Source organism: Edaphovirga cremea (assembly GCF_003332275.1).
Classification (GTDB): Bacteria; Pseudomonadota; Gammaproteobacteria; order Enterobacterales; family Enterobacteriaceae; genus Edaphovirga; species Edaphovirga cremea.
Genome location: NZ_QOVA01000005.1, coordinates 208258 through 233917, shown reverse-complemented (window position 1 = coordinate 233917; position 25660 = coordinate 208258). Strand labels below are relative to the sequence as shown.

The window sequence follows — 25660 nt, the reverse complement described above, 5'->3', positions numbered from 1 at the left end:
AACATTGACGAAAATTTCCCGCCAAATGAATTTATTTGAAAGGAAATTTCTTTTATTGTGAAAATATCATGATTTCGGTTCAATCGCTAATGTTAGTGCAGTTTGACTGGCGGGATCCTGAGGGAAGATCACAGCAGGGACTATTTCTTCAAGGTGCAGGCCGCAAAGATGGTTAATAGGCCGGGGGCGGGCGAACACCGTCAAACCACGCATCATGAACGCGCCGCTGATCCGCTGCTCAACATCAAAGGCCAGTGCCAGAACCACCCGGGGTTTTAAAAAACCGCCTGAGCGGCCAATCCCCACCCGCCCGAGTTGGCATAAATCATCGAGCGCACGGTTGAAATGGTTTATCTGCCACCAGCCGAGGGCAATTTGCGCTACCCATGCGACAACGGCGATAGAGATCAGTAACGAAGTTGCTGTCATCAAACACTCCTTTGGGGCATGTGAATGCCCCTGGGTAATCCTAGAACATCACCTGTCCGCCCGTGATGTTGATTGACTGGCCGGTACAATAAGCGGCTTTGTCACTGGCGTAGAACATCAGAACATTCAGGACATCCTGATAGTCACAGCCTCTCTTCAGTGGCACTTTATCGACATAATACTTTTCGACCTGATCGGTTGGGATACCCAGTTTGTCGGCATATTGCGGCAAAAGGGACTGGAACATCGGCGATTTGAGCAGATTTCCGAGCATCAGGGAGTGGACGGTGATGCCATATTCCGCCAAATCCAGCGCCAGTGACTGTGTGAGCCCAACGCCACCAAATTTGGCGGCGCTGTAGCCGGAGTTATGCTTGCTGCCGACTTTGCCGGATTTGGAATTGATCTGGATAATGCGACCGGCAATGTTGTCACGGATCATCAGGCGCGAAAACTCACGCGCACAGAGGAAATAGCCCACCAGATTGACCTGCAATGACAAATCAAAGTCATTGAGTTTGAACGTGGTGATCGGTGCTGCTTTTGCCACACCTGCACTGTAGACCAGCAAATCCACCTGACCAAAAGCACTGTCCACCGCGTCTGCCAGCGTCTGTACGCTGTGCTCATTGGTAGCATCTGCAACAAAACCGCAGGCAGACCCCTCGCCAAATTCGCCATTGATTTGCTCTGCCACCTGAAAAGCGTGCTGTTGATTTAAATCTGCTACTGCAACACGATATCCGGCCTGGGCCAGACCATGACATAAAAAAGCACCCAGTGTTTGTCCACCACCTATCACTACCGCAACTTGTTTCATAAATGACTCCTGAAATCGAACGACTAAACATTAAGCGAAAATTTTTAAAGCGAAGACTTTTTACGCGAAAGCTGTTTACGCAAAAGCTGTTTATGCAAAAGCTGTTTATGCAAAGAACCTGAGCGTACTGCCGAGTGGAATAGCACTTGGCGTTTGCCCTGTAACGTGGATGGAACCCGGGAACTCGGCCTGACGATCGCCATTGAAGCGCACCGTCAAATGTCCCAACTCACGTAGATTTTGCGTTGCCACTTCACCCACTGCCGTAATCGGATAACGGATATCTGCCAGCTCGAGTTCGCCGCCGACGGTCAACTCGCCAAGCGTGGTGCTGTGCTGGTGAATAAAGCAGTAATCGACAATGTCCTGCGGCGCGCCTTCACGAAAGGTGATCAGCATGTCCTCTTGCAGCGCATCCTGGGCGAATTCACCAATTTTCGAGATTGTGGTCTGAAAAATAGCCTTCATTCTGACTCCTTAACGCTTTGAAAATTATTGATAAATAAAGGCTGATGCCGCCCAGGCAATTAACACGGTAGGCGCACCTGTCAGGAATCGGCTGAGCAGTACCGACGGCACACCGACGCGTACCGTATTCTGCTTGGCCTCGGCTAGGGATAACCCCACCGGTATAAAGTCACACGACGCCTGGGCGTTTATGGCGAAAAGGGCAGGCAGTGCCAACTGCGGCGGAATGTTGCCCAACCCGATCTGGACGCCGACCAGCACGCCAATAACCTGAGCGATGACGGCACCTGGGCCGAGGAACGGCGAGAGCAGCGGGAAGGAGCAGATCAGTGCCAGTAACACCAACCCAATCGGGCTGCTTGCCAGCGGTGTGAGGCCATGCGCCACCAGATCGCCAAGTCCGGATGCCATAATGATGCCAATCAGCGCGGCCACGAAGGCCATAAACGGCAGGATGGTTTTCAGAATGGTATCGATGGTTTCACGCCCGGCCTGGAAGAAGACGGCGACGACCGATCCCATCCCCATACCGACCTTGGCCAGCAGGCCATCACTCTGTTCGGTGATCTTTTTCGTGCTGTCGTACTCTTTGAATTCTTTGGCGGGTGCAGGCTGGCCTGCGGAGGAAGAGCCTTCTCCCTCAAGCAAAAAGATATTCTTTTCGCGCACCCCGGAGACATAAATGTCTTCGACGATGAACTGTGCCAGCGGCCCGGATTTGCCGGTGGCGTGGATATTGATAGTGGGAATACGACGTTTCGGGTAGATACCGCAACGCAGGGTGCCGCCGCAGTCGATAATCGCCATGCCAATCTCTTCGGCTGGCGGTTCACCTTCCTTGAAACCATCCACGGCTTCCCAACCGGTCAGTTGACTGAGTTTGTCCACAATCGCCGGGCGGGTTCCAGCGGTGATATAGACAATTTTCTTGCCGGGGACGATAGCGATCTCCAATGGACCACCCCAGCCACTTTCACCTTTCTCGATACGAATCATTGCGCTCATGATGCACTCCGTGGCTGTGGTTGAACCTGTAGATCGGGTTCAGTACCGGTCAGCGTTACCTGACGATCCAGTTGGATATTCATTTTCCGCTCGAAAATGCTGGTGGTCAGGTCGGTGACCCAGCCGCGGAAAAAGTTGGTGACGAGTCCGACGAGAAAATAGCTGACGGCCAGTGGGCCCAGTGGCAGGCCGAGCGTCGTCAGGCCACTGGCGATACCGAGATAAACAAACAGTTCCCCTGGATTGATGTGCGGGAACAGGCCATTCATTGAATGACAACTGTAAGATGCAGAGGCGTAGTAACTTGGCTTGTATTTTTCGGGCATGAAACGGCCAAGACTGAGCGTCATCGGATTACAGAATACGAAGGTGCCAATCAGCGGCAGCAGCAGATAGCGCGAGATCGGGTTACCGGCGCAGCGCTGCGCCAAACGTTCGATCCGATGCTGACCAACGAAAACGATGAGCGCATTCATAACAACCAGCAAGCTGATCAGCAACGGCAGAATGCCCGTCACCATACCGACAAACACTTCGCCACCTTTTTGGAACAGGCCGATAAACCATTCGGCACCGTGGGTTATAAGATCGATCATGTTGTTCTCCTGTGGATAGACGGTATGACGGGAGATCCTGAGGATCCGCTTCGTCATGTCTTACACAGTAAATGTATTTGCGATCGAAATGTATTAAATTGATCACAGTTTGAAAGATAAATATTTTATTTCGAAAGATAATGGCGAAAAATGCACGAAAATGAGGTGTACGTCATCTGTTTACATCTTGCCGGCAAGGGATTACCGCCGAAAAATGGCGTTCATGAAGAATCAGGACTAGCCTTTTGCTGTTCAAACGTTTTGAGCAAAGGATTCTAATCACCGCTTCAGCGCTTCGTGGGTATAGAACTTTTCGTTTGTTCAGGGTCTTGTAAATAAAAAATAGGAACGTCTGTGCTGGCGAAGCGGGGAGCAATAACGGGAGTTTGCTATGACTGATATTGCGCAGTTGCTGGGTAAAGATGCGGACAATTTATTACAACACCGTTGCACCTCTATCCCTTCAGAACACCTTTATTTACCCGGCCCTGATTATGTCGATCGGGTTATGATCGACAACAACCGATCGCCACGGGTCCTCGTGGCTATGCAGAATCTTTATAATACGGGCCGTCTGGCCGGAACCGGTTATCTGTCTATTCTTCCAGTGGATCAAGGGGTTGAGCACTCTGCTGGTGCCTCATTTGCTGCCAATCCACAGTATTTTGATCCGAAAAATATCGTTGAACTGGCGATCGAGGCGGGCTGTAACTGTGTGGCCTCGACCTACGGTGTGCTGGCTGCGGTTTCACGCCGCTATGCCCACAAAATCCCTTTCCTGGTCAAACTCAATCACAATGAAACCCTGAGCTACCCGACGCAATACGATCAAACGCTGTATGCCAGTGTCGAACAGGCGTTCAATATGGGAGCCGTCGCGGTGGGGGCCACCATTTATTTCGGTGCGCAAGAGTCGCGTCGACAGATTGAAGAGATTTCGGCGGCCTTTGAACGCGCCCATGAACTGGGTATGGTGACCGTGCTGTGGGCCTATTTGCGCAACCCGGGATTCAAGAACGAGGGAGTGGATTATCACTCCAGCGCCGATCTGACCGGACAAGCCAATCATCTGGCGGCAACCATAGGTGCTGATATCGTTAAGCAGAAAATGGCGGAGAATAACGGAGGTTATAAAGCCGTAGACTTTGGCTACACCGACGAACGGGTGTATACCCAACTGACCACCGATCATCCTATCGATCTGGTGCGTTACCAACTAGCGAACTGCTACATGGGACGGGCGGGATTAATTAACTCGGGTGGTGCATCGGGAAATACTGATGTTGAGGACTCCGTGCGCACTGCGGTGATCAACAAGCGCGCCGGGGGAATGGGGCTGATTCTGGGGCGTAAAGCCTTCAAGAAAACCATGAACGAAGGGGTGGCATTAATTAATGCCGTGCAAGATGTCTATCTGGATAAAAGCATTACCATTGCCTGATAGGGCACGCAAATACTCCTCAGTTTAACGTCAGGAACAGTATCGCCCCGGTAAAACATTATTTTATCTGGGGCGACTTGCTTTAACGTACCTCTCTCTTGCTTAACCCAATAGGGAACAGTTGGGCGGCAAGCGGCACTGGATCACCCCTGGCAGGACTTCGATGCGGAAATGCGTGTCAGTCAGCGGCTCACCATCAAGATTGAAGGTGATCTCATGGGGGGCCGATATTTCCAACCAGGGCAGGGACGCGTTGATGACGTTTTTATTCTCTTCGCCGTTCAATACGCTGAGCAGAAAAGCGGGCAGAAGCTCTTCTGAGGTCAACAAGCGTAATTGCAGCAAACCATCGTTGATCAGTGCATCCGGACACAATTCCTGACCACCTCCCGCTTGTTTGCCATTGCCAATACCGATCACCAGCGCATCGCCTTCCCAAGAGAAATCAGGCCCATGAATTTCGCAACTATCGGCCTTCAGCGTGTCCAGGCGCAGTAGCCCATGGATAAAATAGGAGACACCACCCAGTGCGGATTTCAGTTTTTCCGGGGTCTCGGTGGTAATACGGGTACCGAAACCGCCGGTAGCCATATTGATAAAATAGCGATCGCCATTGACCCGAGCCAGATCGATAGCCTGGGGACGACCTTTTATCGCCAGTGCCAGCGCATGCTCAAGCGTATCAGGGATGTTGCAGCCAGTGGCAAAGTCATTGGCGGTGCCCATCGGCAGAATCCCCAGGCAGGGACGTTGTGCTTCAGGGATATCAACCAATGCCGCGGCGACTTCGTTGATGGTGCCATCGCCACCACCGGCAACGACGGTATCTGCGCCCAGCGAGACGGCCTCTTCAACGTAACGTTCGGCATCGCCGAACTCCCAGGTCACCCTGACGTGCAGGGTCAAGCCTTCATCGCGCAGAGCTTGTACCGATGTACGAACCAGGTCATTACCCGCACCTTTTCCGTTTAAAATCAAAAGCGTGACAGCGGAGTCAGTCATCGCGTGCTCCCTTGTGAGTTCATTTCCCCTGACCTTATCGTAGCCAAGACTATGATTAACAATAAACTACAATCCGTGAACTGGCCTATAAGATTAATCAGGGAATTCGTGATGATAATTATTCTCGCGTAATTAGCGATCGATAGAAGGAAGTGATAAGCAGAAAAACAGCATTGAATTATCCCGCTATAAATGGGAAATATTGAGATAATTAACGTGCTCGGGGAAAGTAAAACTCTGAGATAAATGAAATAATAATAAAATTAATAAAATAAAACGTTATTAATTGCCGTTATTACCTGAGGAGTATTAAGAATTTTCTGAGTTTTTTGAAACTTAAAGAAAAGCCAGCCCAAGGGAGATTGGGCCGGCCAAGGAGGTGGTTCCTGTATTACTAAACAGCTATTTTTATTCTCTATTTTTCGCACAGTGATAATAAACATATGCTCCAATAATAGATGTGATCGGATTCTAATATTTGTCAAAAAGCAGACATATCCTTATATACACCGCGAATTGAAGATGCAGGGGCAGATCGTGAGTCGCCCATCTGCATCTTCAGGTACGTTGGCTATAGTCGTTGACTGACCTATTTTTTATCCGGGTTGCGGGTCGTGGTACCGACAAGATTACGCATCAGCAGACCATAGTTAACATCCACTTCCTCGGGAATGGGCAGATAGACGATATGACCATCGCCGGGTGCGACATCTACCGTTTCGCCTTTGCGATTGTGCATCACTTCCAGCGTGAACTGGATATTGCCTTTTGGTGTCATCAGCTCGACGCTGTCGCCCAGCGAGAATTTATTTTTTACCGCGACTTCAGCCCAACCATTTTGACGCAGCCCGGTAAATTCACCGACGAACTGCTGGCGATCGGAAACAGAAAAACCGTAATCATAATTCTGTTGGTCTTCATGTACATGGCGACGCAAAAAACCTTCGGTATAACCGCGGTGCGCCAGACCTTCAAGCGTGGTCAGCAGCGTGGGATCGAAAGGCTTCCCGGCAGCGGCGTCATCGATCGCCCGGCGGTAAACCTGCGCAGTACGGGCGCAGTAATAGAAGGATTTGGTACGGCCTTCAATTTTCAGTGAATGCACGCCAAGTTGGGTCAGACGTTCCACATGCTGAATTGCACGCAGATCTTTTGAGTTCATGATGTAGGTGCCATGCTCGTCCTCAAAGGCAGTCATGTATTCACCGGGACGCATCGCTTCTTCAATCATGAACACTTTATCGGTTGGGGCACCAATACCGAGTGTGGGTTCGACGTTTTTGACCGCAATTGGCTCATGAACGTGAACGATATTGCCGATATCGTCTTGTTTGCCTTCCTGAACCTTATATTCCCAGCGGCAGGCGTTGGTGCAGGTACCCTGATTCGGATCGCGTTTATTGATATATCCCGAAAGCAGGCATCGGCCTGAATAGGCCATGCACAGTGCGCCGTGAACAAAGACTTCCAGCTCCATCTCTGGAACCTGGCTGCGGATTTCAGCAATTTCCTCAAGTGACAGTTCGCGTGAAAGAATAACGCGGGTGAGCCCCATCTGTTGCCAGAATTTGACCGTTGCCCAGTTGACGGCATTGGCTTGCACAGACAGATGAATATCCATCTGCGGAAAGGCTTCCCGTACCATCATGATCAAACCGGGATCGGACATGATCAGTGCGTCTGGCCCCATATCAATGACGGGTTTCAGGTCGCGCAGAAACGTTTTCAACTTGGAGTTGTGCGGCGCGATATTTACGACGACGTAGAACTTTTTACCCAGTGCGTGAGCTTCATTGATACCGAGCGCCAGGTTTTCATGGTTGAATTCGTTGTTACGCACCCGCAGGCTATAGCGGGGTTGACCGGCATACACGGCATCTGCGCCATACGCGAAAGCGTAACGCATGTTTTTCAGCGTACCTGCCGGGGAGAGCAATTCCGGAATGAACATAGTTATCTCAGTCTGATTTCAGGTCAGAACTGCCCCACCGGGTGAGGCAGCAAAGTGCGGCACACGCTCTCCCGGGAGAGCCGGATACCATTACATTAAGGGCGGGAATTGTAGACGTGTGCGACGGGTAAATCAATCAAACGAGGTGCATGCTGGCTGGTGCTAAACACGCGATAACGGTCGTCATCGCGTGTGGTAAAAGAAAATTCCACTAACTGGTTAAATCACGGACATCGGTACTGGCACCATTCTTGAGCACCGACTGTAGACCTTTTTTGGCTGCGCTTTCTGAGCTGTACATTTCGCTAATGCCGATCACCTGATGGTTGGTGGCCTTCAACACAAAGTAGGGCTGGTTACTGCTACTGTGTTTCAATTCGTATCGGTCTTCTTCCGAGGAGTTCGTTTGTACCGACTTAATGCCATTTTCTGCCGATGCCTTACTGCCATACATTTCGCTACTGAGAATGATTTCGCCATTACTGGCTTTCAGGTTGAAGTGATACTGCCCATTCTTCGCTTTTTTTAGCTCATAGTATCCGGTCGCCATCTCTCTGCTCCTGTGGAAAGGGGGTGCATCAAGTGTAGCCAATGGCTATTTTTCTGTGATCGGGCCGGAGGAATATGAGGATTTTCTGATTAATACTGTGATATATCCGTCATTTTTTAAGCAGTATATTTGCTGGCCTCCCGCATTCAGGCCCGTGACTTTGCGGGCAAAATGTTCAGGCCGAAAGGGAATTCCGGCCTGAAGAGAGCGTGATCAATCCAGGCGACAGGCGTCTGCTTCCCAGCGGTAACCCACGCCGTAAACCGCGCGGATAAAGGGTTTTTCACCGTCGATAAGTTCCAGTTTGCGTCGCAGGTTCTTGATATGGCTGTCGATGGTGCGGTCAGTAACGACACGGTAATCATCATAGAGATGATTGAGCAGTTGTTCACGCGAGAAAACATGGCCGGGTTGCATTGCCAATGTTTTCAACAGCCGGAACTCGGCGGGCGTCAAATCCAGCATGGAACCCTGATAGCTGGCCTGGAAACGCGACTCATCTATCAGCAATTGCGGCTCATCAGGCAGCGAGTCCAGCGGGCGATAGCAGCGACGGAGAATGGTTTTGACCCGCACGACAACTTCCCGCGGACTGTAAGGTTTACAGATATAGTCATCGGCCCCAATCTCCAGACCGAGCAAACGATCGATTTCCTCTATTTTGGCCGTCACCATCATGATCGGCACCTCAGAGAAACGGCGTATTTCGCGACAGATGGTCAATCCATCCATGCCGGGTAGCATCAGATCCAGCAGGATCATGGCGGGGGGATGCTCCTTGACGTGAGGGATCACCTCTGTTCCATTGGTCAGCCAGTGGGTGGCATATCCGGCAGCCTGCAGGTAATCAACCAGCAATTGGCCCAGTTTGGGTTCATCTTCCACAATCAAAATTTGCAGTGGATGGTAACCGTTCAAATCAGGTTCTGTCATCTGAAACCCCAACGTTAAAAAAGGTCATATTATGATGAGGATAGCAGGGGCAGGATCAGGTTGATACGGATCCCGCCCAATGGCGAATGTTCTGCACTGATTTGTCCATGATGCGCCTCAACAATATTCTGGCAAATCGCCAGACCCAAACCGGAACCACCACTGGCCCGATTTCGCGAACCTTCGGTGCGGTAAAACCGTTCAAAAATCTGAATGAGCTGATCGTCGCTGATGCCGGGGCCACTGTCCTGAAACACCACATGCAGGAACTTGTCTTGCCGCTCCGCAACAATTTCCAGTACGCCACCTTCATCAGTGTAGCGTAGGCTGTTTTCCAGCAGGTTGTTAAACAGTTGCATAAGTCTGTCGGGATCACCAAAAATCCGTGCTTGCTCGGGTAATTGGCTGCTCAGGGAGATCTGTTTGGCACGGAAGCGTTCACGGAAAGCCCCTTCGGTAATTTCAATCAGATGGACCACATCAATCTGGGTTTTACGGTAGGCCAGTGCGCCCGCGTCGGACATCGATAACTGATGCAGATCGTTGACCAATTTCGTCAGTGTGGTTACCTCTGCTTGCAAAGAGCTGAGTGACTCTGGCGTCAGGCGGCGCACGCCGTCCTGCAGGGCTTCCAGCTCACCGCGCAATACCGCCAATGGCGTGCGAAGCTCATGCGAAATATCCGCCATAAACGCCCGGCGCATCTGTTCATTTTTTTCCAGCGTCATCGCCAGTTGGTTAAAATCCTGCGCCAGCTTACCTAACTCATCCTGACTGCTGACCTCAACGCGGGCAGTGAAATCCCCGGCTGCCAGGCGGTGGGTACCATTTACCAGCCGCTTGACCGGTGCCAGCATGCCTCGCGACATCAACCAGGTCGCCCCGGCCGCCAGCAGCGCAGAAAAGCAGACAATGATCCAACTGGTGCGGCGTTGCTGCCGGTCAAAACTGATATCCGCATTTCTGGTTAGGCGTTCAACCGGAGTCGAGATAACGCTGCCGACCGCGACGCCATCGACGACCATGACACGCCGGGTTCCTTCGCTGGGAATGGGGGAAGACGGTCCCACCAATTTCTTATTGCTGGCATCAATGACCCAAAACTGCGTCCGCCAGCCGTGAGGCGGCAGACGATCTTTCTCATCGCTGTTATTCTGCTCGAAAGAACGCAGGAGTTGATAAACAACCCGATCGTTATTACGCAGAAAACCCCAGTCACCGTGCTGCTTATACTGCTCTTCGAGTGCATCGGCGATCATCTCGACGCGCTGCTGATTACCCCGGCGGATATAATCAATAAAACCATGTTCAAAACTGATGCGGACACCCCAGTGCATGGTGATTAACACCAGCATGCAGGTTGCAAATATCGCCAGAAACAGCTTAGCGGTGATGCCTGTTTTCATTATCGCCTCGTGGGGATGGGGTCGATGTACCTGCCGTCGCCGGAGAAGCACTGTTTAACGCGCTATCTGAAAGGCTGTCGGGCGGAATGCGGGCAAAAACCAGCGCCGGTAAGGCAATGATGATCGCGATGCACAGATAACAATACATAAAGGCGCTATGGATAGCCGGAGTATCCGCCGAAACCTGCTGATGGGCAAAAATACCCAGCAAGATACCGGCAATACTGACGCCCAGACTCATCGACAGTTGCATCACCATCGACAGCAGGCTGTTGCCACTGCTGGCGAGTTGATCGGGCAGATCTTTCAGCGTCAGGGTATTCATGCTCGAAAAACGCAGCGAGTTGACCATCCCTTGCAGGAAGAGCACCACCGGGATCATCAGGCTCCAGCCCATCATCGCTACCAATGGGAAACAGAAACTGGTTATCGCCAACAGGAGTGTGGCGGTCACCAGGACATTACGGTAGCCAAAACGTGTGACCACCCGCACCACGATGCGTTTCATTCCCATACTGCCCAACACCATCGGGATCATCATCAAACCGGCGTGAAAAGGCGTAAAACCCATGCCGATTTGCAGGAATACCGGCGTCATGAACGGCAACATGCCACTGCCGATCCGGCCCAACAGACTGCCCGTGAGACCGATCGAGTACGTCGGTGTACGAAAAAGTTGCAGTGAGAACAGTGCCGCCAGATTTCCCCGCGCATGCAGCCAATACAGCAGCAGCGAACCGAGACCGACAGCCACCAGAATGGCGATGGCCTGATTGGATAATCCCAGCCCCCTGTTGCCGTCCAGCGCCAACGTCAGCGTCGCCATACCTATCACCAGCATGATAAATCCACTGATATCGAAACGACGGGTTTGCATAGTGTAGTTGGGCATCAGCATCAGGGTGGCAATCGCACCGGCAATACCGACCGGCAGATTGATCAGGAAGATCCAGTGCCAACTGGCATATTCCACCAGAAATCCGCCGAGCGCCGGTCCCATCAATGGGCCGACCTGGCCGGGCAGGGTGACAAACGTCATCGCGGCCATGTATTGCGATCGCGGGACGATTTTCAGTACGGTCAACCGCCCGACCGGCACCATCATGGCGCCGCCAATGCCCTGCACCACCCGCGACATGACCAACTGATCGAGTGTTTCAGCCTGCGCACAAAGCAGCGATCCAATGGTGAACAGAATAATCGCCGAGAAGAATACCCACTTGACCCCAATCCGATCTGCCAGCCAACCACTGGCTGGCAGCATCACCGCCACGGTTAACACGTAAGAGACAATCACCGAGTGCATGCGCAACGGATTCTCACCCAGGCTGGCGGCCATGGAGGGCAGTGCCGTATTCACAATCGTGGTATCAAGTGCCTGCATGAAGAAGCCAAAGGCAACAATCCATAGTTGCCAGCGAACCGCTGCAGGTTGAGTCTCCGTCTGCAATGGGTATTCCTTGTGGTTAAGATTGGGTAAGGCTTTCGGCGCGAGGCTTCCGGCTAAATTTTACGCGCAGACGATCAAAATAAAGAAACACCACCGGCGTGGTATACAGCGTCAGAAGCTGGCTCATGACCAAACCACCGACGATGGTTATCCCCAGCGGCTGACGCAATTCCGCCCCGTCGCCGCTGCCAATCATCAAAGGCAGCGCGCCAAAAAGTGCTGCCAACGTGGTCATCATAATGGGTCTGAAGCGCAGCAGACTGGCCTGGAAAATCGCTTCCCTCGCCGTCAGATTGCCTCGCCGCTGCGCGTCCAGCGCGAAGTCGACCATCATAATCGCATTCTTCTTTACGATACCTATCAATAGCATAATGCCGATTAACGCAATCAGGCTGAAGGGCGCACCAAACAGTTGCAGCGCCAGTAATGCACCGACCCCGGCAGAAGGCAGCGTCGAAAGAATAGTCAGCGGGTGAATATAACTTTCATATAATACCCCTAGGACGATATAGACGGTGGCGATCGCCGCGATGATCAGAATCAACTGGGATTTCAACGTTTCCTGGAAAACCTGCGCCGTACCGGCAAATATCCCACGCACTGAGGTAGGAACGCTGAGTTGGGTCATGGCGCGCTCCACGGCATCCGTTGCCTCAGAAAGGCTGACGCCCTCCGGCAGGTTGAAAGCGATGGTCGAGGCGGCAGACAGCCCCTGATGGTTCACCGCCAGCGGGGCATTGGCCGGTAACCAGTGCGCGAAGTAGGAGAGCGGAATGGCCTTGCCATCCTCATTAATCACGAACATTTTTTCCAGCGAACTGACGTCCTGCGTATATTGCGGTGCGACTTCCATCACCACTTTGTATTGGTTCAGCGGCTGATAGATAGTGGAGATCTGCCGCTGGCCGAAGGCGTTATTCAGCAAGGCATTGGCTTGCGAGACGTTGATCCCCAGTCGTGCCATCGTCTCACGATCGTAGACCAGCGCCATTTCTGCACCGTTATTTTGTTGGTCAGAGTTGACATCGGCCAGTTGGGGCAGCGTCGCCAGCGCCTTGCGGATTTTCGGCTCCCATTCGCGCAGGTCGCTGAGTTCATCGGCCAGCAGGGTGTATTGATAGCTGGCGTTGGCCTGCCGTCCGCCGACACGGATATCCTGCACCGCCATCAAAAACAGGCTGGCTCCCGGCTCTTTGGATAGTTTGATCCGCAGGCGGGCAATGACTTCCTGGGCACTCTCACTGCGCTCGCCGAGTGGTTTCAACGAAATGAACATTGAGCCGCTGTTGGTACGGGAACCGCCGGTGAAACCAGTCACGTTATCAACAGCCGGATCCTCACGGACAATCTTCATGAAATCTTGCAGTTTTCCGCGCATCGACTGGAAAGAGATACTCTGATCGGCCTGAATGAAGCCCATCAGTCGGCCCGTATCCTGCTCCGGGAAAAAGGTTTTGGGAATGCTGATATAGAGCCACACATTCAGCGCAATGGTTGCCAGCAATACCACCAGCACGATGCGGGAATGATTCAATACCCAGTTCAACGAGCGGCCATATTTCTGCTGCAGGGCCAGCAGAACTTTGCCGAAACCGCGGGTGCGAGGCTGGCTGCCCGGTTTAACGGGTTTGAGTAAACGGGCGCACATCATTGGCGTCAGTGTAAGCGAAACCAGTAATGAGATACCAATTGCCACCGACAGCGTGACGGCAAACTCCCGGAACAGCCGCCCCGGCAAGCCGCTCATCAGCAGCAGGGGAATAAAGACCGCCACCAGCGACATACTCATTGAGAGCACGGTGAAACCGACCTCTTTCACCCCTTGCAGTGAGGCTTGCAGCGGCTTCATTCCGGCCTCGATGTGGCGTGAAATGTTCTCCAGCACCACAATCGCATCGTCCACCACGAAGCCTGTCGCAATCGTCAACGCCATTAGAGACAGGTTATTCAGGCTGAACCCGCACAGATACATCGCAGCAAAGGTGCCAATCAGCGAAACCGGCACCGCGACGGCGGGAATAAGGGTCGCCCGGCCCGATCGCAGGAAGACGAATACCACCAGGATCACCAGCGCTACGGCGATAGCCAGCGAGCGCTCAACTTCCCGCAAAGAAGCGCGGATTGTGGGGGATCGATCCTGGGCGATGCTGAGTTTTATCGAGGTGGGGATGGACTCTCGCAGCGCCGGGATCGCCGCACGGATCCTGTCGACCGTGGCGATAATGTTGGCATCGGCGGTGCGGCTAATCATCAGCAAAATAGCGGGTTCCGCGTTGGACATCCCGGCGTTGCGCACGTCCTGAACCGAGTCTCTGACCGTTGCCACATCACTGAGCCGCACGGCACTGCCGTTGCTATTGTAATGCACGATCAACGGCTGATACTCTTTCGCCGTTTTCAGCGCGTCATTGGCCTGAACCTGCCAGCGTCGATCGGTATTTTCAACCGCACCCTGCGGTCGGCGCACGTTGGCATCGGCGATGGATTGTCGCACGCTGTCCAGCGACACACCTTGATTGAATAGCGCTTGCGGATTCAGTTCGACCCGCACCGCAGGCAGCGAACTGCCCCCGACGGACACATCGCCCACGCCGTCCATCTGGGCTATTTTCTGCGCCAGTTGGGTTGAGGCGAAATCGTAGAGTTGCCCCTGATTGTAAGTGTCTGACGTCAGCGTCAGGATCATGATCGGTGCGTCAGACGGATTCACTTTACGGTAGCTGGGGCGCTTTGGCATACCGGTTGGCAAAAGGCTTTGCGCCGCATTCAGCGCCGCCTGCACATCCCGCGCGGCACCGTTGATATCACGATTGAAATCAAATTGCAGGATAATGCGCGTGCTGCCGAGCGAACTCATTGAGGTCATTTCATTGACCCCGGCGATACGCCCCAGCGCGCGTTCAAGCGGCGTTGCTATGGAGGACGCCATCGTTTCCGGGTCAGCACCCGGCATAGAGGCGCTGACTGAAATAACCGGATAATCCACCTGCGGCAGCGGCGAGACCGGCAGCAGATTAAAACCCAGGATCCCCGCCAGCAAAATGGCTAGCGTCAGCAGGGTGGTGGCGACGGGCCGGTGGATGAACAGCGCAAAAAATTTCACAGGGTCTGCTGCTCCTCCGCCTTGCGATTGCGCGCAGGACGAGCCAGTTTATCAAACAGCAGATAGATCACTGGCGTGGTAAACAGCGTCAGAATCTGGCTCATCACCAGTCCGCCGACCATACATACGCCGAGCGGGCGGCGCAGTTCAGCTCCGACGCCTGTACTGAGCATCAGTGGCAATGCGCCCAATAGCGCGGCCAGCGTGGTCATCAGAATCGGCCGGAAACGCAGTAAACATGCCTGATAGATCGCGTCGTAAGCCGACAGCCCCTGTTCCCGTTCCGCTGCCAGCGCAAAGTCGATCATCATGATGGCGTTTTTCTTGACGATACCAATCAGCAAAATGATGCCGATGATCGCGATAACATCCAGTTCATTCCCCGCTATCATCAGCGCCAGCAGCGCACCGACACCGGCGGTAGGCAACGTGGACAGGATCGTGACCGGGTGGATAAAGCTCTCGTAGAGAATACCGAGAACGATATACATCGCCACAATGGCCGCCAGAATCAGCCACAATGTGCCGCCTAGCGCCGCCTGGAATGCCAGCGTCGCGCCCTGGAAACGGGTGGTGATATCCTGCGGTAAATCGAGTTGCTGCTCGGCGCTGGTCACGGCGTCAACGGCTTCACCCAATGAATAACCACTGCTGACGTTGAACGATACGGTGGTCGACGGAAATTGATCGAGATGGTTAATAGAGAGCGGCCCAAGGCGTTCTTCAATTTTCGCGATGCTGCTCAGTGGAATGGCCGTTCCATCGCTGCCAGTCAGACGGATATCGTTAAAGGCCGCCAGCCCAGGCGTGGCCGAGGTGTCATGTGCCAGCACCACCCGATATTGGTTGGCCTGGGTATAAATGGTCGAAATCAGCCGCTGTCCAAAAGCGTTGTACAGCGCATTATCAATATCTGACATGCTGATCCCCAATCGGCTGGCGGTATCACGATCGACATTCACAAAGGCTACCAGCCCTTGATCCTGCCAGTCGCTGCTGACATCCAGCAATTGCGGCGCTTCACGCAACTTATCCACCAACAGCGGCACCCATTTGCTCAATTCTTCGAGCGACATCGCCTGCAACGTAAATTGATACCGTGTGCGGTTGACCTGGGTATCGATGGTCAGATCCTGTACCGGTTGCAGATACAGTCGCACCCCAGGGATTTTATCGGCCTGCTGTTGCAGACGCGGAATGATCTCGCTGACGCGCTCACTGCGGTCACTGAGCGGTTTAAGATTGATCTGCAAACGTCCGGTATTCAGCGTGGCATTGGTGCCATCGACGCCGATAAATGAGGTCAGGCTTGCCACCGCCGGATCCTGCAAAATCATCGCCGCCACTTTCTGCTGGCGCTCCGCCATGTTGCTGAAAGAGACCGATTGCGGCGCTTCCACTGTGCCCTGAATCAGGCCGTTGTCCTGAATAGGGAAAAACCCTTTGGGGATAATCAGATACAGCAACACCGTCAGCAACAGCGTGCCAAAAGCGACACTGAGGGTTAACAGTTGGTGATCGAGAACCACTTTCAGCCAGCGGCCGTAACCCGCGATGACGCGGTCGAAAACCCGCTCACTGGCGCGTGAAAAGCGATTCTGCTTGCGCAGCGATTCATAACTCAGCATGCGCGCGCACATCATTGGCGTCAGGGTGAGGGAGACCACGGCAGAAATCAGAATGGCTATCGCCAGCGTCACGGCAAATTCGCGGAACAGGCGACCAACGATATCGCCCATGAACAGCAGCGGGATCAGCACGGCGATCAGCGAGAAGGTCAGCGAGATAATGGTGAAGCCGATTTCGCCTGCCCCTTTCAGCGCCGCAGTCAGCGGTTTTTCCCCTTTTTCGATGTAGCGCGAGATGTTTTCAATCACGACGATCGCGTCATCCACCACGAAACCGGTGGCGATGGTCAGTGCCATCAAGGTCAGATTGTTGATGGAGAAACCGAGGAAATACATGGCGGCGAAGGTACCGACCAATGACAGCGGTACCGCCACGCTGGGAATAATTGTCGCCGCCAGATTGCGTAAAAACAGGTAGATCACCATCACGACCAGCGCGATGGCCAGCAGCAGTTCAAACTGCACATCGCTGACTGACGCACGAATGGTGGTGGTACGGTCGGTGACCAACTGGACGTCGACGGATTTCGGCAAACTCTGTTTCAACGTCGGCAGCATGTCGCGGATGCTGTCGGCGGTAGTAATCACATTGGCACCGGGTTGTCGCTGAACGTTCAGCACAATCGCCGGTTGTTTCCCTACCCAGGCGGCCAGTTTGTTGTTTTCCGCCCCTTGCTCAATGGTCGCAATATCTTCCAGCCGCACCGGGGCCCCATTCTGGTAAGCGACGATGAGCTGACGATAATCCTCCGCAGATTTCATTTGATCGTTGGCGGAAAGCGTAACGGAGCGGGTTGGGCCGTCGAGGCTGCCTTTGGCGGAGTTGACGTTGGCATTGGCGATGGCGGTGCGTATGGTTTCGCTATCCAAATCACGCGCGGCCACAGCACCGGCATTGAGATTGACGCGCACGGCAGGACGCTGCCCGCCGGAAATAGTCACCAGACCCACGCCGCTGACCTGAGAGATTTTTTGCGCCACGCGCGTCTCGGCCATGTCTTCCACCTGGGTCATCGGCATGGCGCCAGAGGTCAGCGCCAGCGTCATGATCGGCGGATCTGCCGGGTTAACTTTGCTGTAAATCGGCGGATAGGGCAGGTCGGAGGGCAGGAGATTGGTGGCAGAATTGATCGCCGCCTGCACTTCCTGCTCTGCGACATCCAGCGGCAGCGTCAACTGAAATTGCAGGGTAATCACTGACGCACCGCCGGAACTTTGCGATGACATCTGCTTCAGGCCAGACATCTGGCCAAACTGGCGTTCAAGCGGCGCGGTGATCGCCGAGGTCACGACGTCCGGACTGGCACCCGGATAGAGTGTCACCACCTGAATCGTAGGATAATCCACTTCTGGCAGGGCAGAGACGGGCAGCGCGCGGTAACCGATAATGCCCGCCAACAGGATGGCAATCATCAGCAGCGTGGTCGCGACAGGCCGGAGAATAAACTGGCGTGAAGGCCCACCAGTATTGTCGGGCGGCATCACCTGCATCAGGATTTCCTCTGGCCGTGGCGTTTGCCTTCAGACGCAGTTTTCTCTGGCACTTGCTCGCTGCTGGCGTCGGTTTTATTGGTTAAAACCTCAACTTGTGCGCCCTCGGTAAGGCGATCAATACCGTCAGTCACGACACGTTCACCCGCACTCAGTCCTGAGGCAATCACCACCTGCTGACTGTCCTGGGTTGCGAGCGTAACGAGGTGTTTGCTCACTTTGTTCTGTTCGTTCAGAACCCAGATAAAGTTACCTTCGTTGCCCATCTGTACGGCGGCTGTCGGCACGACGACGGCATTTTTCAAGGTATCGACTTTTATCCGCGCATTGACGAATTGATTGGGGAACAGTGCGTCGTCCTGATTATCAAAGCGGGCTTTGAGTTTGATCGTCCCCGTCGTGGTATCGATCTGATTGTCCAGACTGAGCAATTGGCCCTGAGTGATCTTGGTGGTATTGGTTCGCTCCCAGGCTTCCACGATGACCGGGTTACCTGATTTTTGTGCGCGCACGATGGTGGCAATATTGTTTTCTGGCAAGGTGAAAACCACATCCACCGGGTGCGTCTGGGTGATCACCACAATGCCGGTGGTATCACCGCTGGTGATGTAGTTACCGGCATCGACCTGTTTCAAACCAACGCGGCCGCTGATCGGCGCGGTGATGCGGCTGTAAGTGAGTTGCAGTTTTGCGCTGTCGACGGCACCCTGATCGGCTTTGACGCTGCCTTCAGTCTCACGAACCAGCGACTGTTGCGCATCCAGTTCCTGACGGGAAATCAGGTTGGTTTTAGCCAGATTCTGATAGCGGGACAAATCCTGGCGTGCGTTGGCCAGCGTCGCCTGATCCTTCGCCAACTGTCCTAGCGCCTGCGTCAGTTGGACTTCATAAGGCCGCGGATCAACCTCCGCCAGCAGATCGCCCGCATCGACCTGTTGCCCCTCGGTAAAATGCAGGGCCATCAGTTCACCGTCTACCCGGCTACGCACCGTCACCGTATTGGCTGCGGTCACCGTTCCCAATCCCGAAAGGAATTGCGGTATCGACTGTTCGGTTGCTGTCGCTGCCTGCACCGGTGACAGCGGAAGATTGTGTCTTCCTCCGGCGCCCCCCCGGCCCTGATTTGTCGCCGTCTGAGCGGTGGTAGACGCTGTTCGCTCGGCAAAGAAAAAGTGCCAAATGGCAAAGGCGGCAATCGCCGTAATAATCAGTACCAGCACAAGCCGCAGGCGTGATGCTTTTTTGGGGGTCGCATTCATAGTGCTGAATTTACTCTCCATAGGACAAATTGTGAGGCAAACCATCAGGGGGGCGTATTCGATACAGGATACTAGTTTAGCGAGTTTATAGGGCATAAAGAATGAAGGAAATAAGGAGTAAGTGTCAGCCTTTGTCTTGAACTGTTGATACTCTCTTTATATTGAGCCGGAGACTCATTTTTATATGACCTATAACGGTTTCGTTAATCAAGCCAGTCAATATTGATACCCGCACTGCAATGAAAAATCCCGCGAACCATTTGGTCAGCGGGATTTTTTTAACGCGATAAGCGGATAAGCGCGGAGGTTTAGCGGAAAAGCGTCTGCGCCCAGCGAGCGAGTCCGGCAGTGACGGAGCCAAAATCATTGCCGCCCACCAGCGGAATTCCCGGCAACTGCGCCTGCAATGCGCTGCGTAACAGCGGAGAGCGCGCACTGCCGCCGGTCAGGTAGATGACCTCCGGCGTGATGTTGCTGGTGGCCAGCGCGCTGCTCACCTGCTCCTGAATACGTTCCAGCGGTTGGCTAATGGCATCTTGCAACTGCCGTTGGCTAATGTTTTCGGCCAGCGCACGTTCAACGAAATCCAGTGCAGTGGTGATCTGCGGTTCAGCCGACAGCGCGATCTTGCTCTCTTCCGCAGCACGTACCAGTCGGTAGCTCAGGCGCTGCTGATAGACTTTCAGCAGACGTTTTACCTGTTCCGGATTGGCGGCATCACGGATCAAATCACGCAACAAGCGGCCATTGGCGGTGCTGTAGAAATCACTTTGTGCCGGGACATCATTGGTGGCTACCGCATTCCAGTAGGGCAGGGCCGGGATGGCGATCCCTTTTTCTGTCTGGCTGCCCATGCCGAACAGCGGCATCAACTGCTTGAATGCCAACATGATATCCAGATCGTTTCCGCCCACCCGACAGCCGCTATGGCCCAGTAGGCTTTGCTGACGATCGGCCTTATCGCGCCACTGTGGCCCCATCAACAGTACGGAGCAGTCGGTTGTCCCGCCGCCGATATCCACCACCAGCACGGTTTTCTCATCGCGCAGCGTGGCTTCATAGTCCAGACCGGCAGCAACCGGCTCGAATTGGAACGCGATATCCCTGAAACCGGCGCGCTGTGCAGCACGCAGCAAAATACCTTCCGCCTGGCGGTTGGCCTCTTCACCGCCGGTCCCCTGAAAGTTGATGGGCCTACCAATCACCGTCTGGGCAATACTCTGTTGCAAGACGTTTTCCGCCTGACGCTTGATGTGGAACATCATGGCGCAGACCAGATCTTCAAACATGGCAATCTGCTGCGGTTTCAGTCCGTTGGCACCCAGAAAGGATTTGGGTGACTTAACGAAATAGACCTCTTCAGGATCGTCGATATAGTGCGCCAGCGCCTGCAAGCCAAACTGTACGCTGTCGTGACTGACTGGAATGTCTTCTTCACGGTTGAAAGAAACAGCACGCCGCAGCAACTGCTGGTTCTCATCGCTCCCCGTCGGTACCTGCCAATGGCGATGCAAACATTCACTGACCGCTTCCCGCGTTGGGGCACAGAGCATTGAGGGTAAATAAGGCTCGTCATTCTCCAATGCCAATAATTCTGCATTATTGTCACGCATTACTGCGACCGAACAATTGGCTGTTCCGTAGTCAAAACCAATAAACATACTTTTTCCCCATGCCTGTGAAGGGGGGCGACTTTACCCGAGAGCCGTGGTGCGGGCAAGTCTGAGGCGAGTCCAGGGCGAGTTTTTTACCGCGGGATGGCGCATTTATGCCGGAACGCTTTACACTGAACACTCTTCTTCATGACAGGGAAAACGCTGTGACACTACAACCCCAACTGGCAGAGGCGGTTTCGCCAACGCGTTTTTTGCTCCCGTATCTGCCCCCCTATGATTGGTCAGCCCAGTTGCATTTCCTACAGCATCGTGCGGTGGCTGGCGTCGAGGAGATCGCTGACGGTGGTTATCAACGCACGGTGACCCTGAATCTGAACAATGATGTGCAGAGTGCGCAAAATGTGCAGGGGTGGATAAGTTTGCGCCCTGCCGCACAGGCGAATGCGTTAATCCTGGATATTTCACCGTCACTGGTCGGTGTGGCAGATACGGCGATCGCCCGGGCGCGCCGTTTATTTGATTTGGATGCCAATCCTGGGCTAATCAGCACAAGCCTTGGGGCATTGGCGCAAGATCGCCCAGGATTGCGTTTACCGGGGTGTGTGGATTGTTTTGAACAGACGGTGCGGGCGATTCTGGGGCAACTGGTGAGCGTGAAAATGGCGGCAACGCTGACGCAGCGCCTGACCCACCGCTGGGGCGAAACCCTCGCGCAACCGCATGGTGGACTAAGCCGTCTCTTCCCTACGCCCCAACAGATTGCGTTACTGACGGTCGACGATCTGCGATCGATTGGCGTTCAGGCGAAGCGTTCGGCTTCATTGATTGCGCTGGCGCAGGCGGTAGCCGAGGGGCGGCTTTCGCTGGAGCCCGCAGAGGATACCGAAGCGGGAATGAAGACGCTGCGGGCGCTGCCGGGCATTGGTGCGTGGACCGCCAGTTATATCGCGATGCGCGCCTGGTCCGCCCCCGATGTTTTTCTGACTGGTGATTATCTGATCAAGCAACGCTTTCCGGCCATGACGCCGGGGCAGATCGTCCGCTACGCCCAGCGCTGGCAACCGTTCCGCTCTTACGCCACCCTGCATTTATGGCATAACGCGCAATGGTTGCCCTGATCCCGCTATTCGACGGCACGATCAGGCAGTGAAATCAGCCACAGCGCATCAGCGGATACCGAAATAGCCGCTGTTCAACAGGCTGTCCAGCGTCTGGGGGGAACTGATCATCTCGCCTTCCACCAGGTCGATATTCATCTCGATGAGTTTGTACAACACCGCCTGATTATCGACCGGGCCGGCCAACGTCTGGGCTTCAAGCCGGTGCGATGTACCGTGGACAATATTGATCAGAATTTCATCCATCTGGTTAACGTGAACCTGCGGAACAACTTTTTTATCGAGTCGCAGATAGTCGATGCTATCTGGTTCCAGTTCATTCAGGCCGCTCAAATGATGCCCGACATTATTCATAATCAATCGACAGCCACGCTGGCGGATCTGCTCAATGAATTCGGCCTGTTCAGGCTGTGGATGCAATATAATCGCCTCGTCGATCATCACATGGATGGACATCGGGTGAATGGGCGTCGCATCCAGCGTCAGCAACAGATAATCGCGCAATCCAGCAGAAGCCACACCCTCTGATGAGAGGGGGAGGGAGATCGCAATGCCCTTGTTGGCGATAGCCTCGGAATATTCATTCAGCGTCTGGCAAATCATCCAATAATCGACATCTACCAACCGGCCATGAAGTGCGGCGCTGGCCAGGAATACGTCCGGCGAGATCGTTGCTTCGTCCAGTGACTTGACGACAAAGTCGATGTGATAGAAACAGACCGACAGCGGGGTTTTGGGCGGCGATACGGCATGCGCCATCAGCGTCAGGTGGTTATTCTGTAATATGTCTTCGACCTGCTCGGACGTAAGCAGGGTATGATGATGCCCGAGCAGCAGTTTTTGTTTTGCCTCATAGCTGACTACGTGGCCGCGACCGCTGTGTTTGGCGGCATAACAGGCGATATCAGCCTGTGACATAAGTTCACTGGCTTTCATATTGCCGCTGTGAATCATTGTTACGCCCGCGCTGGCACCAATTCGATAGAGTTTATTCTTCCAGTGAAAATGGAAATCATTGATTTTTTCCACCAGCGCACCGACGATCTCTTTCGACTGCGTCAGACCACAATCGAGCAGCAAAATCGCGAACTCATCGCCCCCCAGACGTGCCACACAATCGCTGTTGCGCAGCGTGTTTTGCATCAGTTGGCTCAGTTGGCGCAGCAGTTCATCACCCGCCGCATGGCCTGCTGTGTCATTGACCGCTTTGAAACGATCGAGATCGAGAAAGGCCAGACAGTGATTTTTATTCTGTTGAGCGGTAATGTCCAATGCATCCAGCAGGCTTTTCTCAAAACTGGCGCGATTGGGCAGACCGGTCAGCATGTCATGTGAGGCGTTGTAACTGAGTTTTCTCATCAATTCCCTCGACTTACTGACATCCTGCAACACCAGCACAATGCCCAGCCTCTCGTTGTCGATGGTTTTCAGCGGTGAGATAGCCTGCTGTATTTCATACATATCACCTTTGCGGCTGCGCAATACCAGCGACTGGTCGATTGAAGAGTGCAGATTTTCATGCAGATCAAATTCCAGCAGGCTTTCTATGGCCTGACCGTTACGGCCTTTGGTCAATTCGACGATCTCGTCGATGTGTTGGTTCTGTGCCAGCGACATCGACCATCCGGTCATTTTCTCCGCCACCGGATTCATAAAGGTGACGCGCATCTGGTGATCGGTACAGATCACCGCTTCATTGATGGCGTCGAGCGTGATGTGCAGGCGCTCTTTTTCTTCATAAAGTGCTTCGGAAAGTTGCTTGATTTCGGTCATGTCAACATGGGTGCCCAACAAGCGCTTAATATTGCCATGATCATCAAAGATTAAATTGGCCTGTGAGCGGATGTGACGCACGCCGCCCTCTGCCGTATGGATACGGAATTCCAGAGTCAGGGGCTGTTTCTGCTCCATTGCCGCGCGCAGTTCACTCTCTGCCCGCTCGACGTCTTCAGGCAGGAGACGTTCCACCCACAGTTCGTAGGAGGGGGATTCGTCATCACGCAGATCGTAGAGCTGACGCATGCGTTTGTCCCAGCTAAACGTCCTTGATTCAATATCCCATTCCCAGATACCGATTCCACCGGCTTCATTCGCCACGGTGATACGCTCCATCAAGCGGCGATTGATCTGTTCGGTCTGTTTGAGTTCACTGATATCTTCAATCTGCGAGATAAAATAGAGCGGCTGGTGATCGGCATCGCGTACCAGCGAGACGGCCAGCAGTGCCCAAACCATTTCACCGTCTTTGCGCAGATAACGCTTTTCCATCTGATAGTTCTGAATGTTGCCATCCAGCAGATCGGTGAGCTTTTCCAGATCGGTACTGAGATCGTCGGGATGGGTAATCTCCTGGAACGTTAATTTTTTCAGATGCTCCGGGCTGTAACCCAGCAGCATGCATAACGATTTGTTGACCTGCAGCCAGTTCCCCTGTGGCGAAACGAGTGCCATGCCAATCGCGGAATACTCCATCGCGTTGCGAAAACGGTTTTCGCTCTCGGCAATATGGCTTTTCTCCACCCGCAAGGCGTGCATCACCATCGCCATGGCATTGGCGGGGAGCAGAATCAGCAGTAGCGGGACATACATCAGGGTAAATGACGGCTTGGCATTGTAGAGCATGATGTTGATTTTTCCGCTGATTAATAACAGCGTAATCATCAGGGTCACGCAGAAAAATACGCTGAATGCTTCCATACGGGACAAGCGGGTGGCCGACCAGAGCAGGGGAATAATAATAAAGACGAAGGGGGAAACCAGATAAATCAGCGATAAATAACTGGCAAACAGGGCCAAAATCAATGTCACCACCAACTCATAAAGGCTGGGCGATTTCAGTTGGCGCGACAGGGAATTGCGTTGATAGAGCAATGCCAGGGGAGCTACTGCCAGAATACCCACGGACTCCGACATGAACCACATACTGAAATCCTGCTGTAAGGTGGGGCCGCTGGGCAAAGCGGGTAAAACCAGCAGGATGGCACTGAACAAGGGGGTGAAAAGTACCGCAGCCACGACAAATTTGAGCCAGTTGGCGAGGCCATTCAACGGATCGTGTGTTGGCAGCAACCGGCGCAGGAGTCCCGCGCCAACCGTCGCTTCCAGCAGATTGAGCGCAACCAGAGGCAGATACTGGGCGGTTGGCGTACCAAAAATGATATGTGCCAGCGAGATGGCGAGCGCAGAACCGAGCAATATCAAAGGCCATTGCCGGTACGGATGCCGGTAAAGCGCGGCAAGCATCACGCCGGTCGGAAGCCAGAGTGAAACCAAATGATTCGGCATAATGGTAAAGTTCAGGCAGAACGACGCCAGCAACAGAATCAGCAGGCTCAGCCATATCGCGTCTTGCCAGTGCTTTTTATTATGCAGCGGATCTGTAGGGATCATTTCC

At 53.7% G+C, this 25660-nt stretch carries 18 protein-coding genes; 2 read left to right on the top strand and 16 right to left on the bottom strand.

Annotated elements, in window-relative coordinates; all coding sequences use genetic code 11:
• Positions 1 to 66: 66 nt before the first annotated feature.
• The 5 genes from gutM to srlA form a co-directional block, all read right to left on the bottom strand.
• Positions 67 to 429, bottom strand: a complete 363-nt coding sequence (gutM, locus tag DRI82_RS09705; RefSeq protein ID WP_114193288.1) for a transcriptional regulator GutM — start codon at positions 427 to 429, stop codon at positions 67 to 69.
• A gap of 40 nt (positions 430 to 469) precedes the next feature.
• Positions 470 to 1249 carry a sorbitol-6-phosphate dehydrogenase gene (gene srlD, locus DRI82_RS09700; protein ID WP_114193287.1) on the bottom strand — a complete coding sequence of 260 codons (780 nt, stop codon included), beginning with the start codon at positions 1247 to 1249 and terminating at the stop codon, positions 470 to 472.
• A gap of 105 nt (positions 1250 to 1354) precedes the next feature.
• Entirely contained in the window at positions 1355 to 1717 is a 363-nt protein-coding gene (srlB, locus tag DRI82_RS09695) for a PTS glucitol/sorbitol transporter subunit IIA (RefSeq protein ID WP_114193286.1), read from the bottom strand.
• Between the two features lie 24 nt (positions 1718 to 1741).
• A complete protein-coding gene (srlE, locus tag DRI82_RS09690) occupies positions 1742 to 2722 on the bottom strand; it encodes a PTS glucitol/sorbitol transporter subunit IIB (RefSeq protein WP_114193285.1) in 981 nt (326 codons plus the stop codon).
• Complete coding sequence (srlA, locus tag DRI82_RS09685; RefSeq protein WP_114193284.1) at positions 2719 to 3318, bottom strand: PTS glucitol/sorbitol transporter subunit IIC; 600 nt, start codon at positions 3316 to 3318, stop codon at positions 2719 to 2721. Before srlA ends, srlE begins: the two co-directional genes overlap by 4 nt.
• A 391-nt stretch (positions 3319 to 3709) precedes the next feature.
• On the opposite strand from srlA, the gene fbaB reads away from it, so the two are divergent.
• Positions 3710 to 4759 carry a class I fructose-bisphosphate aldolase gene (fbaB, locus tag DRI82_RS09680; protein ID WP_114193283.1) on the top strand — a complete coding sequence of 350 codons (1050 nt, stop codon included), beginning with the start codon at positions 3710 to 3712 and terminating at the stop codon, positions 4757 to 4759.
• Positions 4760 to 4861: 102 nt separating this feature from the next.
• Here the strand turns inward: fbaB and yegS are convergent, their stop codons facing one another.
• From yegS to yegD, 10 genes are all read right to left on the bottom strand, one after another.
• On the bottom strand, positions 4862 to 5761 hold the full coding sequence (gene yegS, locus DRI82_RS09675; protein ID WP_114193282.1) for a lipid kinase YegS: 900 nt from the start codon (positions 5759 to 5761) through the stop codon (positions 4862 to 4864).
• Positions 5762 to 6350: 589 nt separating this feature from the next.
• Entirely contained in the window at positions 6351 to 7712 is a 1362-nt protein-coding gene (trhP, locus tag DRI82_RS09670) for a prephenate-dependent tRNA uridine(34) hydroxylase TrhP (protein WP_114193281.1), read from the bottom strand.
• A 211-nt stretch (positions 7713 to 7923) separates the two neighbouring features.
• Positions 7924 to 8262, bottom strand: coding sequence for a YegP family protein (locus DRI82_RS09665; RefSeq protein WP_114193280.1), 339 nt, complete (start codon positions 8260 to 8262; stop codon positions 7924 to 7926).
• Between the two features lie 213 nt (positions 8263 to 8475).
• Positions 8476 to 9195, bottom strand: a complete 720-nt coding sequence (baeR, locus tag DRI82_RS09660) for an envelope stress response regulator BaeR (protein ID WP_114193279.1) — start codon at positions 9193 to 9195, stop codon at positions 8476 to 8478.
• 29 nt (positions 9196 to 9224) lie between these two features.
• Entirely contained in the window at positions 9225 to 10601 is a 1377-nt protein-coding gene (gene baeS, locus DRI82_RS09655) for an envelope stress sensor histidine kinase BaeS (RefSeq protein WP_114193278.1), read from the bottom strand.
• Positions 10579 to 12051: an MFS transporter gene (gene mdtD / locus DRI82_RS09650; RefSeq protein ID WP_114193277.1), complete on the bottom strand. Its 1473-nt coding sequence runs from the start codon at positions 12049 to 12051 to the stop codon at positions 10579 to 10581. The genes baeS and mdtD overlap by 23 nt, the downstream gene beginning before the upstream one ends.
• A gap of 16 nt (positions 12052 to 12067) precedes the next feature.
• A complete protein-coding gene (mdtC, locus tag DRI82_RS09645) occupies positions 12068 to 15154 on the bottom strand; it encodes a multidrug efflux RND transporter permease subunit MdtC (RefSeq protein WP_114193276.1) in 3087 nt (1028 codons plus the stop codon).
• Positions 15151 to 18273, bottom strand: coding sequence for an MdtB/MuxB family multidrug efflux RND transporter permease subunit (locus DRI82_RS09640; RefSeq protein ID WP_114193275.1), 3123 nt, complete (start codon positions 18271 to 18273; stop codon positions 15151 to 15153). The genes mdtC and DRI82_RS09640 overlap by 4 nt, the downstream gene beginning before the upstream one ends.
• Positions 18273 to 19532, bottom strand: a complete 1260-nt coding sequence (locus DRI82_RS09635; protein ID WP_114193274.1) for an MdtA/MuxA family multidrug efflux RND transporter periplasmic adaptor subunit — start codon at positions 19530 to 19532, stop codon at positions 18273 to 18275. Before DRI82_RS09635 ends, DRI82_RS09640 begins: the two co-directional genes overlap by 1 nt.
• 308 nt (positions 19533 to 19840) lie before the next feature.
• Positions 19841 to 21193, bottom strand: coding sequence for a molecular chaperone (gene yegD, locus DRI82_RS09630; protein ID WP_114193273.1), 1353 nt, complete (start codon positions 21191 to 21193; stop codon positions 19841 to 19843).
• Positions 21194 to 21351: 158 nt separating this feature from the next.
• Between yegD and alkA the strand changes: the two genes are divergently transcribed.
• Entirely contained in the window at positions 21352 to 22266 is a 915-nt protein-coding gene (gene alkA / locus DRI82_RS09625) for a DNA-3-methyladenine glycosylase 2 (RefSeq protein ID WP_245956804.1), read from the top strand.
• 48 nt (positions 22267 to 22314) lie between these two features.
• On the opposite strand, the gene DRI82_RS09620 is transcribed toward alkA, so the two are convergent.
• Complete coding sequence (locus DRI82_RS09620; RefSeq protein WP_114193271.1) at positions 22315 to 25656, bottom strand: diguanylate cyclase; 3342 nt, start codon at positions 25654 to 25656, stop codon at positions 22315 to 22317.
• Positions 25657 to 25660: the final 4 nt, after the last annotated feature.

Bases quoted from the DNA above. Each gene is read 5' to 3' on its own strand.
- gutM (WP_114193288.1), bottom strand. From the start codon at position 429: ATGACAGCAACTTCGTTACTGATCTCTATCGCCGTTGTCGCATGGGTA.
- srlD (WP_114193287.1), bottom strand. From the start codon at position 1,249: ATGAAACAAGTTGCGGTAGTGATAGGTGGTGGACAAACACTGGGTGCT.
- srlB (WP_114193286.1), bottom strand. From the start codon at position 1,717: ATGAAGGCTATTTTTCAGACCACAATCTCGAAAATTGGTGAATTCGCC.
- srlE (WP_114193285.1), bottom strand. From the start codon at position 2,722: ATGAGCGCAATGATTCGTATCGAGAAAGGTGAAAGTGGCTGGGGTGGT.
- srlA (WP_114193284.1), bottom strand. From the start codon at position 3,318: ATGATCGATCTTATAACCCACGGTGCCGAATGGTTTATCGGCCTGTTC.
- fbaB (WP_114193283.1), top strand. From the start codon at position 3,710: ATGACTGATATTGCGCAGTTGCTGGGTAAAGATGCGGACAATTTATTA.
- yegS (WP_114193282.1), bottom strand. From the start codon at position 5,761: ATGACTGACTCCGCTGTCACGCTTTTGATTTTAAACGGAAAAGGTGCG.
- trhP (WP_114193281.1), bottom strand. From the start codon at position 7,712: ATGTTCATTCCGGAATTGCTCTCCCCGGCAGGTACGCTGAAAAACATG.
- DRI82_RS09665 (WP_114193280.1), bottom strand. From the start codon at position 8,262: ATGGCGACCGGATACTATGAGCTAAAAAAAGCGAAGAATGGGCAGTAT.
- baeR (WP_114193279.1), bottom strand. From the start codon at position 9,195: ATGACAGAACCTGATTTGAACGGTTACCATCCACTGCAAATTTTGATT.
- baeS (WP_114193278.1), bottom strand. From the start codon at position 10,601: ATGAAAACAGGCATCACCGCTAAGCTGTTTCTGGCGATATTTGCAACC.
- DRI82_RS09640 (WP_114193275.1), bottom strand. From the start codon at position 18,273: ATGCAGGTGATGCCGCCCGACAATACTGGTGGGCCTTCACGCCAGTTT.
- DRI82_RS09635 (WP_114193274.1), bottom strand. From the start codon at position 19,532: ATGAATGCGACCCCCAAAAAAGCATCACGCCTGCGGCTTGTGCTGGTA.
- yegD (WP_114193273.1), bottom strand. From the start codon at position 21,193: ATGTTTATTGGTTTTGACTACGGAACAGCCAATTGTTCGGTCGCAGTA.
- DRI82_RS09620 (WP_114193271.1), bottom strand. From the start codon at position 25,656: ATGATCCCTACAGATCCGCTGCATAATAAAAAGCACTGGCAAGACGCG.